At 31.1% G+C, this 13,958-nt stretch carries 16 protein-coding genes; 1 reads left to right on the top strand and 15 read right to left on the bottom strand.

The window, feature by feature from the left end:
* The first annotated feature begins 53 nt into the window (after window positions 1-53).
* The gene (locus ABD766_RS06265) at window positions 54-563 is read left to right on the top strand and encodes an acyl-CoA thioesterase (RefSeq protein WP_298306928.1); all 510 of its coding nucleotides are present in this window, start codon (window positions 54-56) and stop codon (window positions 561-563) included.
* Between the two features lie 32 nt (window positions 564-595).
* Here ABD766_RS06265 and ABD766_RS06260 read toward each other — a convergent pair whose 3' ends face one another.
* From ABD766_RS06260 to ABD766_RS06190, 15 genes are all read right to left on the bottom strand, one after another.
* Complete coding sequence (locus tag ABD766_RS06260) at window positions 596-1,849, bottom strand: murein hydrolase activator EnvC family protein (RefSeq protein WP_344815859.1); 1,254 nt, start codon at window positions 1,847-1,849, stop codon at window positions 596-598.
* 5 nt (window positions 1,850-1,854) lie between these two features.
* On the bottom strand, window positions 1,855-2,628 hold the full coding sequence (lolB1, locus tag ABD766_RS06255; RefSeq protein ID WP_344815858.1) for a lipoprotein insertase outer membrane protein LolB1: 774 nt from the start codon (window positions 2,626-2,628) through the stop codon (window positions 1,855-1,857).
* Window positions 2,629-2,655: 27 nt separating this feature from the next.
* Complete coding sequence (locus ABD766_RS06250) at window positions 2,656-4,008, bottom strand: tetratricopeptide repeat protein (protein WP_344815856.1); 1,353 nt, start codon at window positions 4,006-4,008, stop codon at window positions 2,656-2,658.
* Between the two features lie 115 nt (window positions 4,009-4,123).
* Complete coding sequence (locus ABD766_RS06245) at window positions 4,124-5,134, bottom strand: sugar nucleotidyltransferase (protein WP_344815855.1); 1,011 nt, start codon at window positions 5,132-5,134, stop codon at window positions 4,124-4,126.
* Window positions 5,135-5,199: 65 nt separating this feature from the next.
* The gene (dut, locus tag ABD766_RS06240; RefSeq protein WP_344815854.1) at window positions 5,200-5,634 is read right to left on the bottom strand and encodes a dUTP diphosphatase; all 435 of its coding nucleotides are present in this window, start codon (window positions 5,632-5,634) and stop codon (window positions 5,200-5,202) included.
* 6 nt (window positions 5,635-5,640) lie between these two features.
* A complete protein-coding gene (locus ABD766_RS06235) occupies window positions 5,641-7,098 on the bottom strand; it encodes an oligosaccharide flippase family protein (protein WP_344815853.1) in 1,458 nt (485 codons plus the stop codon).
* Between the two features lie 156 nt (window positions 7,099-7,254).
* Window positions 7,255-8,115: an ATP synthase F1 subunit gamma gene (gene atpG, locus ABD766_RS06230; protein ID WP_298306908.1), complete on the bottom strand. Its 861-nt coding sequence runs from the start codon at window positions 8,113-8,115 to the stop codon at window positions 7,255-7,257.
* Window positions 8,116-8,188: 73 nt separating this feature from the next.
* Window positions 8,189-9,766 carry a F0F1 ATP synthase subunit alpha gene (gene atpA / locus ABD766_RS06225; RefSeq protein ID WP_344815852.1) on the bottom strand — a complete coding sequence of 526 codons (1,578 nt, stop codon included), beginning with the start codon at window positions 9,764-9,766 and terminating at the stop codon, window positions 8,189-8,191.
* Window positions 9,767-9,777: 11 nt separating this feature from the next.
* Window positions 9,778-10,290 carry a hypothetical protein gene (locus ABD766_RS06220; RefSeq protein ID WP_344815851.1) on the bottom strand — a complete coding sequence of 171 codons (513 nt, stop codon included), beginning with the start codon at window positions 10,288-10,290 and terminating at the stop codon, window positions 9,778-9,780.
* A 5-nt stretch (window positions 10,291-10,295) separates the two neighbouring features.
* A complete protein-coding gene (atpH, locus tag ABD766_RS06215; protein ID WP_344815986.1) occupies window positions 10,296-10,829 on the bottom strand; it encodes an ATP synthase F1 subunit delta in 534 nt (177 codons plus the stop codon).
* Window positions 10,829-11,329, bottom strand: a complete 501-nt coding sequence (locus ABD766_RS06210) for a F0F1 ATP synthase subunit B (RefSeq protein WP_344815850.1) — start codon at window positions 11,327-11,329, stop codon at window positions 10,829-10,831. Before ABD766_RS06210 ends, atpH begins: the two co-directional genes overlap by 1 nt.
* 78 nt (window positions 11,330-11,407) lie before the next feature.
* Window positions 11,408-11,599, bottom strand: coding sequence for an ATP synthase F0 subunit C (locus ABD766_RS06205; RefSeq protein ID WP_298306898.1), 192 nt, complete (start codon window positions 11,597-11,599; stop codon window positions 11,408-11,410).
* A 95-nt stretch (window positions 11,600-11,694) separates the two neighbouring features.
* Window positions 11,695-12,843 carry a F0F1 ATP synthase subunit A gene (gene atpB / locus ABD766_RS06200; RefSeq protein WP_344815849.1) on the bottom strand — a complete coding sequence of 383 codons (1,149 nt, stop codon included), beginning with the start codon at window positions 12,841-12,843 and terminating at the stop codon, window positions 11,695-11,697.
* Window positions 12,844-13,357: 514 nt separating this feature from the next.
* Window positions 13,358-13,585, bottom strand: coding sequence for an AtpZ/AtpI family protein (locus ABD766_RS06195; protein ID WP_344815848.1), 228 nt, complete (start codon window positions 13,583-13,585; stop codon window positions 13,358-13,360).
* Window positions 13,554-13,958: a bactofilin family protein gene (locus ABD766_RS06190; RefSeq protein ID WP_298306890.1), complete on the bottom strand. Its 405-nt coding sequence runs from the start codon at window positions 13,956-13,958 to the stop codon at window positions 13,554-13,556. Before ABD766_RS06190 ends, ABD766_RS06195 begins: the two co-directional genes overlap by 32 nt.

Raw genomic sequence — 13,958 nt, 5'->3', positions numbered from 1 at the left:
CTACCTTTGCACCCGAGACCATAAGGTCGAACTGTATGAAATAAAAAAAAACTATGACTCCTAAACATCCTATAGATTCTTTAACAACGTTAACCGACTTAGTGTTGCCAAGTGAAACAAATCCATTAAATAATCTTTTTGGTGGTGAATTATTAGCCAGAATGGACAGAGCAGCAAGTATTGCAGCAAGAAGACATTCTAGACGAATTGTAGTAACTGCATCTGTCAATCACGTAGCTTTCAACCGTTCTATTCCTTTGGGAAGTGTGGTTACTATTGAAGCAAAAGTTTCAAGAGCTTTTACATCATCTATGGAAATCTTTCTAGACGTTTGGATTGAAGATAGAGAATCTGGAAATAAAACTAAAGCCAATGAAGCCATCTACACTTTTGTGGCCGTAGACGAAACAGGAAACCCAGTTGCCGTTCCACCATTAGAACCGCAAACTGAGGAAGAAAAATCAAGATTTGACGCAGCTTTAAGAAGAAAGCAATTAAGTTTAGTCCTGGCAGGAAAAATGAATCCACACGATGCTACTGAATTGAAAGCATTGTTTTTATAAAAAGAAAAGTCCGCTAATTGCGGACTTTTCTTTTATCTACTTATCCATTGTGAAGGATTGGTGTAAGTTGTATTTTGAGAAATCATAAACTTCAACACTGTTTTACCCTCGGCATTGGTTCGTACTTTTCCTAACACTTGTTTGGTCGATACTTTATCACCGGCACTTACATTTACACTTCCAAGATTTTGATAGATAGTAAAGTAATCTCCGTGTTGCACACAAACAGCTTTGTTTAAAGGCGAAATTACAATTACTTTAGTTACTTCTCCACTAAAAACAGCTCGTGCATTAGAACCAGATTCTGTGGTTATTTCGAGACCACTATTGTGAATGATTAAAGATTTATAAACTGGATGTGGTTGATCACCATAACCTAAAGTAATAGTTCCTTTTTCTACTGGCCAAGGTAATCTTCCTTTGTTAGCTTTAAAATTATTCGAAACCAATTGTCCTTCTGGTGTTAAAACAATTTTAGTAGATGTTTCAATTTTTTTAGTTTCAGCAGCGGTTGTTGTTTTTGGATTGGCTTTAGCCTTTGCTGCAGCTGCTTTTTTATTGGCTTCGGCAATCGCATCACGAATCAACTTTTGAATTTGAGCATCAATTTTTCTGTATTCTTGTTGCTTTTTCTTAATCTCAGCTGTAATTTGTTTTTTATTTTTCTTTAAGCTATTGGCGATTTTTTCTTGTTCCTGCTTTTCTTTTTCTAAATCTTGACGTTGCTTTTCTTGCTCAGCAAGAAGTTTTTCTTTCTCCGTTTTTTGTCCGCTTAATTTTTTATTATAATCTGCTAGTTTATCAGTTTTATCTTTGATTTCAATACCTTGCATTTTTCTGTAGCTAGAGTATTGTTTCATGTATTGCAATCTTTTGTAGGCTTGCAAGAAATTTTCTGATGATAACATAAACATAGCTCGACTCTGCTGCGAACGACTTTTATAAGACTTCAAAATCATTTCTGCATAATCGTCTTTTAGTACTACCAATTCTCTATTCAACTTATTTATTTGAAGTTGATTGATGTACATGTCATTACTCAACAACTTAGTTTGCTTAGCTGTTGTATTGATTAGTTTCTCTTTCAATCCAATTTTCTCTTTTTGAATTTGAAGTAATTTTACTACCGATTTTTCTTTACCTCTAACTTCTTGAAGCAGGCGTTCTTTTTCACGAATTTCGTCTTGAATTTTAGCTTTTTTCTGTTCAAGTTCTTCCTGACTTTGTTGGCTCCAAGCAAATGAAGTAAGTAAAACTAAAAATAATGTGACTAATTTTTTTTGCATAACCATTATATCTTGTCAATGTAAATTCGTTCATATCCTTCAGGAACACTGTAAGGAAATGATAAATCCTCGTTGAATGTAACCGTTTTATATTCAATATCGATTTTTGTATTCCCTTTCTTTTGTCGGGCATTAATTGCCAAAGATAAAGGTAAAATCATTTCATTGTGTTTTTTATAATCGGGATAAGCAATTTGCAACGTTCTATCTTGAAAAGGTTGATTGATTTCTTGTCTTTTTATTAAAAAATTTTCGCTTTCAAAATAAAAAGATTTGTTGGTGTTCTCCTCAGGCTTTGATTCTAATTTATACAGTTTTTCCATGATTGAAACTGCATATTTTTCTTTATGCAAATCATCCAATGCTTTTCCAAGAAACATATTTTCTACTTTGTTGTAATCTAAATCGGTTCCAAGCCATTGGCTTAATCCTTCATAATTGCCTTCAAAATATTTGTTTCCAATCTTTTCATAATACTGAACTGATGTTGGTGTAATTAAAGCTTTAGCCATAGTTATTCCTAAAACCCTAATACTTACTAATATCTTTTCGTTTTTCTTTATTCTTATTTCTGCTGAAACATTTTGAGTGTTTTTCTCATCTTCATATCTCGCACCAGCTTTAATATATAATGTAGAAAAATCTGTTTTATTGTTGTAATGATTCTCTATTATTTTATCTGCAGATAAGGTACTACTTGCACTACCTTCTGCCAAAACAGCTTTAGGTTTACAAGATGCTAGAAAAATAACAACGAAAAGGACAAGGTATTTTTTCATAGATAATCAAACTGAATGGCGTGTTTACTATTTTCTTTTTTGTTTTTCAATTAATTGGTTGGCTTTAGAAAAATATAAATCTTTCTTCTTCATATCTCCCAATCCATTAGACGCTTCACCCAATTGAAGGTTGAAATTGATTTCTAAAATAGTATCGTCTATTATAAAATCTATTCCTGATTCTAAAACATCTTTTGCTTTTTTATAATTTTTTAATTGATTGTTTGCCAATCCATTATAATAATACAACTGAGGTTGTGTTGGAAACAATTGCAATTGCTCTTCAGATATTTTTGCTAATTTATCAAACTGCAAATTCTCTGTATAAGCTTGCATTAAAAGTAGAATGGTTTCCATATCATCTGTTGCATTTTTTAGATGCATTTCATAATACTTTATTGCTTTGGTCCAATCTTTTTTAGATTGATAAAATTTAGCTATTTCCTTAGCAACTTTTACTTCTTTATCGTTATCAAAATAACCAATTGCTTTGTCTAAATCTTTATCGTATTGTGGATTATTCTTTGAAAAAATTAAAAACTCATTCAAAATACGATGCTTAATTTTCTTATCTATTTTATCACTTGCTAAGACAGTATTCATTGATTTTACTGCTTTGTCTCCGTCATTGTTATTAATATGAAACTTAAATAAACTTACTTGAGCCCAATCGGAAGTTGGAATTTCTTTTTCTAATTGCTTGGCAATTTCTAAAGCTTTTTCTTCTTGATTGCTTTGAGAATACATATAAATTAGAGCAATATAATTAGCTTCATCTTTAGGATTCTTTTTTATTTTATCGATAAGATTGGCTTTTTCAGAACCTTGGTATTTAGCATCGCGTAAGATATCAGCTTTATATAATTCACGTTTTTCAGATTTTCCAACCGTTTCATTCAACTCGTTTATCAAATCTAATGCTTTGTCAAATTGCTGCGTATTCATATACAATGAAACCAAATCTTCTCTATAATCGGGTTTGAATTCAACTAATTTTTGAACAATAATTATTGCCTGATTATAATCTCTTGTGTCGTAACAAACGTCATACATTCCAACCCAAGCCCAACGGTTTTTGGGATCAATTTTGGTCACTTTTTCAAAATTATCGTATGCATCTTTATACTTTTTTTGAGAAAGATAATTTTTACCTAATTCAAAAAACACAATTGGATTTTCTGGTTGAATATTTTTACACTTTTCTAGTGCTTCAATAGCTTTGTCATAGTTTTCGATGCCTTTTTGTTTCAGAGATTCATAGTAGTAATTTTCAAATTCATCAGAAACAGTAGCAACGTCTTCTGGTTCGGTTTGAGCCAAAAGAACGTTTGGAATGAAAAACATTCCGAAAAGAAAACTATATAAAACTATTTTTTTCATTTTATTATTTTACACGAATTGCACGAATTTGCACAAATTCAATATATAGAAAAAATTTCACCAAATTTAACTTTATACTATTTAAACCTATTAAGTTTTGAAAGCCGCAAAGGAATTATTCTAAAACGGAATAATCTCCAATGCTAATACTTGTAAATTTGCCATCAAAAGTAGCATGATTACCAATCATTGCGTTGTCTAAATTGGCATTTTTAATATTTGAATGTGTTTGAACTAAACTATTTTTTATTGAGCTGTCAATTACATGACAACCTTTACCTAAAGAGACATTTGGACCAACTGTTGAATTTATCAAATATACATCTCCACCTATATAACATGGTGGAATTATTGTTGAATTTTCTAATTTTACATCACTCGAAACTAAATTTTCACCATCATTATGTAAAAACCCTAACATTCTGTTGTTGGTGTCAACCGTTACATCTTTATTTCCGCAATCCATCCATTCGTCTACTTTACCCGGAACAAATACCATGCCTTTTGCCATCATTTGTTTGATTCCATCATTAATTTGATATTCACCTCCATGAATGATGTTATTATCAAGTACTGATTGCAACTCATTTTTTAAAACGGCAACATCTTTAAAATAGTATATTCCTATCACTGCTAAATCAGAAACAAACTCTTTTGGTTTTTCAACCAATTCGATTATTTCTCCATTGGAATTCAAATTGACAACTCCAAAAGCTTCAGGTTGATCAACTTGTTTTACCCAAATTACACTATCAGCATTTTGGTCTAAGTCAAAATCAGCTCGAATTAAAGTATCAGCATAAGCGATTACTGCTGGACCACTCAAAGAATCTTTTGCACACATTATAGCATGACCTGTTCCAAGCGCTTCATTTTGATAATAAATTGTTCCTTTTGCGCCAAGTTTTTCGGCGATTGCAATTAATTCTTCTTCTACTTTTTTACCGAAACTTTCGTGAATTACAAAAGCTACTTCTTCTATTGGTTGATTTAAAACACCAGCAATATCTTCTACCAAACGGTGAACGATAGGTTTTCCTGCAATAGGAATTAATGGTTTTGGAATCGTTAATGTGTGCGGACGTAATCTTGAACCACGACCTGCCATTGGTACTATTATTTTCATACTTTGAATATTGTATATTGTATTGTTGTATATTGTATTGTTGTAACTGTAAAAAAACTGATCTCTTATTTCACTCCTGTTGAACCAAAACCACCTTCTCCACGAGAAGTTTCAGATAATTCTTGTACTTCAATCCATTCGGCTCTTTCGTGTTTGGCGATAATTAATTGTGCAATTCTTTCACCATTTTCGATGATAAAATCTTCATTGGATAAATTTACTAAAATAACTCCGATTTCGCCACGATAATCGGCATCGACTGTTCCAGGTGAATTTAAAACGGTGATTCCTTTTTTTGCAGATAATCCGCTTCTTGGTCTTACTTGTGCTTCGTAACCTATTGGTAATTCAATAAAAAGTCCTGTTTTTACAATAGTTCTTTCTAAAGATTTTAAGGTAATTGGTTCTGAAATATTAGCACGTAAATCCATTCCTGCAGAGGCAATGGTTTCGTAATTAGGTAGTTCGTGTTGTGATTTATTTATAATTTTAATCGTCATGATTTATTATTTTCGTTTGATGATTTTTAAAAGTGTTTCCTTTTCGTTTCTGTAAATGAAATATAAAAATAGCGAAAGTAAAACGATTTTCACAAGATAATTTTCTCTCAAATAAGGAATATAAAAAGCAATAGCTGAAAAGGCAATGGATAAGCCCAAATATTTCAAAATCGTATTGATTTCATATGGAATTGGATACTTCTTTTGCCCCATTTTATAGGATATTATCATCATCGTTCCATAAGCTGCCAATGTTGCAATTGCTGATCCATAATAACTGAATTCTTTGATTAATAAATAATTCAATGACAAAGTTACTATTGCTCCAATTATGGATATGTAAGCGCCGATTTTTGTTTTATCAATTAACTTATACCAAACCGATAAATTAGTATAAATACCAAGAAAGAAATTCGCTAAAACTATTAATGGAACCACTTTTATTGCATCCCAATATTCTTCACTTGGTACTAATAGCAGTTTTAATAAATCAATAAAAATGATAACAAAAAGCGTGATAAACGACCCGAAAATAACAAAATACTTTGTAATCATTGCATAAGTTTGAGGTGCGTTTTCATTGCTGGCATGACTGAAGAAAAAAGGTTCGATTCCAAGTGTGTAACCTGTTCTAAATAAAACCATGAACATTCCAATTTTATAACAGGCAGAATAAGCTCCAATATCAGCTTTTGGAACATTCATCCAATCTAAAAGAATTTTATCAAAATGTTCGTTGATGGCAAAAGCTATTCCAGCAATCAAAATTGGATACCCATATTGCATCATTTGTTTCCAAAGATTGAAATCGAATTTCCAATTTATCTTGAAATAATCTGGAGAAAGCACAATAAAAGTTAACAAACTTGCAATTAAATTAGAAATAAAAATATAACCTACTTGAAAATTTTCAAAGTAAATAGTATTAAAAAAACCCTCAGGATTTGACTCTGCAATTTCAGGTAAAAAAATTAAAAAGAACAAATTTAAAAGCATCATTAAAGACACATTAGCAATTTTAATAATTCCATATTGCATTGGTCTTTTAGTTGCTCTCAATCTCGAAAAAGGTATGATTACTAATGCATCGAGAACTAATATCCAAATAGTGTATGTTATGTATTCGACTTTTATTTCAGCCAAATGTGATAATGTGTTTCTAAAAATCAAGGCAAGAAACAAAAATGAAATTGACGACCAAAAAATAGAAACGGTAGCAGTTGAAATAACGCTTTTCTTGTTTTCGTCTTTATTATAAAATCGGAAGAATGCGGTTTCCATTCCGTAAGATAAGATTACATTAAAAAAAACCAACCAAGCAAAGACAATAGAGACATCGGCAAACTCTTGTTTTGGCAATCTATCAACGTATAATGGATTAAGCATAAAACTTATCATTCGTGGCAAAACAGTTGCCAAACCATAGATTAGTGTTTGCTTGAAAAGATTTTTGTATAAACTCAAAGTGATTTTATTTAATGTGAAACAAAAATAGTTATTAAATTGATGTAATAAAAAAAGAGCCAACAAATGTTGACTCTTCCTTAATTTTATTTTGAATTAAATTAACCTTTCAAAGCTTCGCATTTTTGAAGATTTGAAAAAATTAAAAATTTTTCCTTATCCTTTCAAAGCTTCTGCTCCACCAACGATTTCTAAGATTTCGTTAGTAATTGCAGCTTGACGTGCTTTATTGTATGTTAATTTCAATTGGTTTCTTAATTCTGTTGCGTTATCCGTTGCTTTATGCATTGCTGTCATACGAGCTCCATGTTCTGATGCAAAAGAATCACGAATTGCTTTGTACAATTGAGTTCTTAAAGATTTTGGAATTAATGTTAAAACAATTTCTTCTTTAGAAGGTTCAAAAATATAATCTCCTGTTGAAACTGGTTTATCAGATTTAACAGGTGCTAATGGCAAAAATTGTTCGGTTTGAACTATTTGAGTTGCAGCATTTTTAAACTGATTGTAAACAATTTCGATTTTATCGTACTCACCAGAAGTAAACTTTTGAGTTAATTCTTCAGCAATTTGAGCAACATTTTCGAATGTTAAGTTATCAAAAATAGAATTTTGACTTGCTAAAATAGTATTTGTTTTAGCTAGTACATCACCACCTTTTTTACCAATAGCAAAAATATCTACTTGTTTTCCTTGATAAGATTCGGCAATTGATTTTACTTGTTTGATAACATTGGTATTGAAAGCACCACACAAACCTCTATTAGAAGTTACGGCAACAATTAATACTTTTTTCACTTCACGTTGCGATGTAAAGCTTCCGCCTACTTCACCATCAAGTGTTGCACTTAAACTTTGTAATAATTCCGTTAACTTCTCAGCATATGGACGCATTGCTGTAATTGCATCTTGTGCTTTTTTCAACTTTGCAGCAGAAACCATTTTCATCGCCGATGTAATCTGCATCGTTGACTGAACGGAAGTAATTCTATTACGGATTTCTTTTAAGTTTGCCATTTTTTTCTAGTAATTAGTAATAAGTAAATAGTAATTAGCTTTTTACTAATCACTATTCACTTTTCACTTATAATTAATTATATTTAGCTGAAATTTCTTTAGCTGCTTTTTCTAAAACATCAGTAATGTTGTCATCCAACTTACCAGCTTTAAGAGCATTAAGCGTGTCTCTGTGTTTGTTATTTAAGTATTCGATATAATCATTTTCGAATTCTTTAACTTTATTTACAGGAACATTTCTTAACAAGTTTTTAGAACCAGCGTAGATAATTGCTACTTGGTCTTCTACTGTATAAGGATCGTTTACTGCTTGTTTTAAGATTTCAACGTTTCTTCTACCTTTTTCAATTACGTTTAAAGTAACCGCATCTAAATCAGAACCAAATTTCGCGAAAGCTTCTAATTCACGGAATTGAGCTTGGTCTAATTTTAATGTTCCAGCAACTTTTTTCATTGACTTAATCTGTGCGTTACCTCCAACACGAGATACCGAAATACCTACGTTAATTGCAGGACGAACTCCAGAGTTAAACAAATCTCCATCAAGGAAAATTTGTCCGTCTGTAATCGAAATTACGTTTGTTGGGATATATGCAGATACGTCTCCAGCTTGAGTTTCGATAATTGGTAAAGCAGTTAACGAACCACCACCTTTTACGATACCTTTCAAGTTGTCTGGTAAATCGTTCATGTTTTTTGCGATATCATCATCAGCAATTACTTTACAAGCTCTTTCTAATAAACGAGAGTGTAAGTAAAAAACGTCTCCAGGATAAGCCTCACGACCTGGTGGTCTTCTTAATAAAAGAGACACCTCACGGTAAGCAACAGCTTGTTTTGATAAATCATCATAGATAATCAAAGCAGGACGACCTGAATCACGGAAATATTCACCAATTGCAGCACCTGCCATTGGAGCGTATACTTGCATTGGAGCTGGATCTGAAGCATTTGCAGCAACAATAACTGTGTAAGCCATTGCACCTTTTTCTTCTAATGTTTTTGCAATTAATGCAACAGTTGAAGCTTTTTGTCCAATTGCAACATAGATACAAAATACTGGTTGACCAGCATCATAAAATTCTTTTTGATTTAAGATAGTATCGATACAAACAGTTGTTTTACCTGTTTGACGGTCACCAATAACCAACTCACGTTGACCTCTACCAACTGGAATCATCGCGTCGATTGACTTGATACCTGTTTGTAATGGTTCTGTTACTGGTTGACGAAAGATAACTCCAGGAGCTTTTCTTTCTAATGGCATTTCATAAAGTTCTCCACCGATTGGTCCTTTACCATCGATTGGATTACCTAATGTATCTACCACACGACCAACGATTTGCTCACCAACTTTTAAAGAAGCAATACGTTGCGTACGTTTTACTGTAGAACCTTCTCTAATTCCTGTAGATGGTCCTAAAAGTACAACTCCTACGTTGTCTTCTTCTAAGTTCAATACGATAGCTTCCAATCCGTTTTCGAATTGTACTAACTCTCCGTATTGAGCATTTGATAAACCGTAAACACGAGCGATACCATCACCCACTTGAAGTACAGTTCCTACTTCTTCTAACGATGCACCTGATTCAAAACCAGATAATTGTTTTTTTAATATTGCTGAAATTTCAGCAGGTTTAATTTCTGCCATAATATTTATGATTATCTACCTATGTTTATATTAACGCCTGATCTTCTTGGCTCTTCTTTTATTATAACTGTATTCGTATTATTATTTGTCGTCGTTTTGTTTAATCTATCTGAAAAAGGAGTTCCATATTTTTCAATTAATCTTTGAACCTTATCTTCATCAAAAGTACCATCTTCATTTATACATTTTGAATTATAAAGAATACCAATTGCCTTTTTAAAGGTCATATCTAATTCAATTGTTCTATTCAGACCTAGAAATTTAACTTCAATGTATTTCAATTCACCATTCTTGTTGTAATTTGTAATTGGCTCAACACCTGGAACTATAACAAGATTCATGTAAATAACTTCTTCTTTATTCGAAGCCAACATTAAACTACAATTTTGACTAAAACCACCACAACCATCGTAATTCAACCATGCTTTTTCGTCAACAAGAACTTCTCCTTTTTTTAATTTAATATCTTGACTAAATCCTAAAAAAGAAAATAAAACAACAAAAATAAATACTACTTTTTTCATATCAATTAATTTGCAAATTCACGTTTTAATTCACTCAATTTGCCTGCTACAGAAGCATTATACTGCTGGTCGCCAACTCTTAAAATAAATCCACCAATAATAGAAGGATCTACTATATTTTCAATTGTAATTTTATTTTTTGAAAATTCTGCGATTTTAGCCAATACTTTAGTTTCTAATTCAGCAGTAATTGGGAAAGCTGTTGTTACTTTGGCAACTTCAACTCCATTACTTACATCATACAACTTAGTGTATTGAACGGCTATTGATTCAAGAATTTCGTATCTTTTGTTTTCAAACAACAAGTTGAATAAACTTTGAGTTTCAGCTTGAACATTTGAAAATATTTCAGATATAGCTGATTTTTTCACATCCATTTTGATAACAGGACTTGATAAAAAATCTTTTAACTCTGTACTTTCTGCAACAGCTGTAACGATAGATTTCATATCATTATTTACTGCTTCAGCTTTTCCTGAAGTTTGAGCAATATCTAAAATTGCTTTTGCGTATCTAATCGCTGCTCTAGACATAATGATTAGTTTAATTTAGCATCACCTAACATTTTCTCAACTAATTTAGTTTGAGATTCTTTGTTAGATAATTCGTCTCTTAATACTTTTTCAGCAATTTCTAATGACAAAGAAGAAACTTGATTTTTCAATTCTGTCATAGCTGCATTTTTTTCACTTTCGATAGCTGCTTTAGCTTGAGAAATCATTTTTTCTCCAGCTGCTTGAGCTTCAGATTTAGCATCGTTAATCATTTTTTCTTTGATTTCACGAGCTTCTTTCATCAACAAGTCTCTTTCAGCTCTTGCATCAGCTAATAATTTTTCATTATCTGATTTAAGATTTTGCATTTCTTTTTTTGCATTTTCAGCAGAAAGCAATGCGTTTTTGATTCCTTCTTCTCTTTCGTTTACAGCATCAAGAATTGGTTTCCAAGCGAATTTTTTAAGTACTAAAATTAACCCTATAAAGATTAATGCTGACCAAAAAAATAAACCTAGCGAAAATTGTTCTATTAATTTTTCCATATATATAAAATATTTTTAAAACATTTAATTTAAACAAAAGCTACAACCAACCGTTATAGCTTTTGTTAATTTTTTGAATTAAACTGCAAATAAAGCAGCGAATCCAATACCTTCAATAAGGGCAGCTGCAATAAGCATAGCTGTTTGAATTTTTCCAGTAGCTTCTGGTTGACGAGCAATAGCGTCCATTGCAGAACCACCGATTCTACCGATACCCATTCCAACTCCAATAACTACTAATCCAGCTCCAATGATTTTAGGAATTTCCATAAAAATATGTATTAAAAATTAAACATTCAAATTTGATATTAGATATTAAATATTAGATTTTTGATATATTAAAAACCTATATCTGTTTATCTATTTTAATGATGAGCTTCTTCTTCGTGATGATGCTCTTCAACTGCAGAACCAAAATATAAAGCAGTTAACATTGTAAATATATAAGCTTGCAACAATGCAACAAGCACTTCAATTAATGAAATTGCAAAAGAAAGTCCAAAAGATAAAGTACTACCGAACCAACTTTTAAATAAAAACATCAATCCTATTAAACTTCCTAATACAATATGACCAGCAACAATATTAGCATACAAACGTATCATAAGTGAAAAAGGCTTAATGATTGTACCTAATAATTCAATTGGTGCTAAAATTAATTTCATTGGAACTGGCACACCCGGCATCCAAAAAATATGACCCCAATAGTTTTTATTAGCTGTCAATGTAGTAATGATATATGTGATAATTGCTAAACAAGCCGTTATTGCTATGTTACCAGTAACATTGATGCCTAACGGTGACAATCCAAAAATATTTAAAAACCAAATAAAGAAAAACACAGTTAATAAATGACTCATGTATTTTTTATAATGCTTTTCGCCAATGTTTGGAATAGCAATTTCATCTCTTACATAAATAATTATTGGCTCAAAGAAACGACCAATTCCTTTAGCTACACCATTATTTTTTGCATAAGAATTAGCCAAACTTCTAAATAACAAAAATATCAATACAGAAACCAACAACATAACAAAAACATTTTTTGTTATTGATAAATCTAGAGGTTTTACATTTGTAGGATGATGATTTTCATTATTTAATTGTATTTCACCTTCAGCTGAATCAACTCTGTATATTTTTTCGTGATGTAACTTATAAAATTTACCTTTACTTTCAGCTGCTTTTTCTCCATGGTGAAACTGTGAAGAAGAAAATAAATGTAAACCTTCATCCCATAAAATTACTGGAAGAGGAAAACCGATATGATGTTCTTCTTTATTGGCATCAACATAAGAAAATAAATGAAAATCATGAGTATCAAGTAAGTGATGCTGAATATACTCTTTTCTTTCTTCGGCTTCTTTTTCTTTTATATTTAAAACCTTAGATTCTGTTTTAACTTCTGCTTTTGCATGAACAGAATCAGTTGCAGTATTTGCAGAACTAAATAAGGGAAGACAAGCGACTAAAACGGCTACTATAAATTGGAGTGGTTTGTTTGAAAACACCATATCTGATAATTATCTTTAATTTATTTTCTGAAATTTGGTGCAAAAGTACAATTTAAATTAATATTAAAAAGTATTACTTTTATTTTTTTTGATGAAATTATCGATTTTTGAACTATTTATTGTTTATTGTTCAATATTCTTATGGTAACAACAGTTTCTATTATTAAAAACAGAATGAAAATAATAAAGAAATTGATTTTTTCTGATCCTGCATAAATACTTTGAGAATTGAGAATAGGTCGCAAAAAAAAGTAGGCAATTGCCATTTTTAGACTCGTTAAGAACATAAAAGAAAAACCTACATTATTTATATTCTTTTGATTGATCTTAATCAAGACAAATAAAATGATTACAGTGAAAATAAAAAAGAAAGCATAGAGAAGTTCAATAGAGTAAACGAAACTCGATTCAAATTTTTCTGGTGCAAATAAAAGAAAGGCAAATTTGTGAATAGCAAATAAGACAAGTGCAACAAAAAAAGAGATAAAAATAGATTTGTATGGATTGGATTTCATTATTGAGAGGAATTGATGTCTTTTAATTGTCTGTTCAAATTGTAAAAAGCTATTGCTACACCAGTTAATGTTAAGATTTTTACAAATAAACCATGTTCATTTATATATTTTTGATCAAGCCAATTACCTAAGAGTGAAAACAAATAAATAATTACTCCCATTTGAACAGGTATATTTATCAAAGCCAACCACTTGTTACGCTGTTTTTTCTTCGACTGGTTGTCCATTTTGTGGAAGATTTTTTACATGAGGTTTCATAACACATGTGGCACTAAACTCTGCTCCTGGTTCAACGGCTAATTTTCCACAAACTACTTCTCCATGAATTATTGCTTTAGATTTCAAGTTCAAAATTTCTGAAACTTGAATTTTTCCGTCAAATTTACCTTCAATATCACAATTTTTACAAATGATATCGCCTTTGACACTTCCGGCTGGACCGATGACTAATTTACCTTTAGACTCAAAATTACCAATTAAATGTCCGTCTAAACGAAAATCTGCAGGAGAAGAAATATCACCTTTAATTGTGGTTCCTTCAACTATTCTATTAGTTTTTCCTAAAAGGTCTGTGTATGATTTTGGTTTTTTATCAAACAT

This window comes from Flavobacterium cheonanense, from assembly GCF_039539185.1.
GTDB classification, from domain to species: Bacteria; Bacteroidota; Bacteroidia; order Flavobacteriales; family Flavobacteriaceae; genus Flavobacterium; species Flavobacterium cheonanense.
Note: the sequence above shows the minus strand (reverse complement) of the source record. Positions and strands in the feature narration are given on the sequence as shown.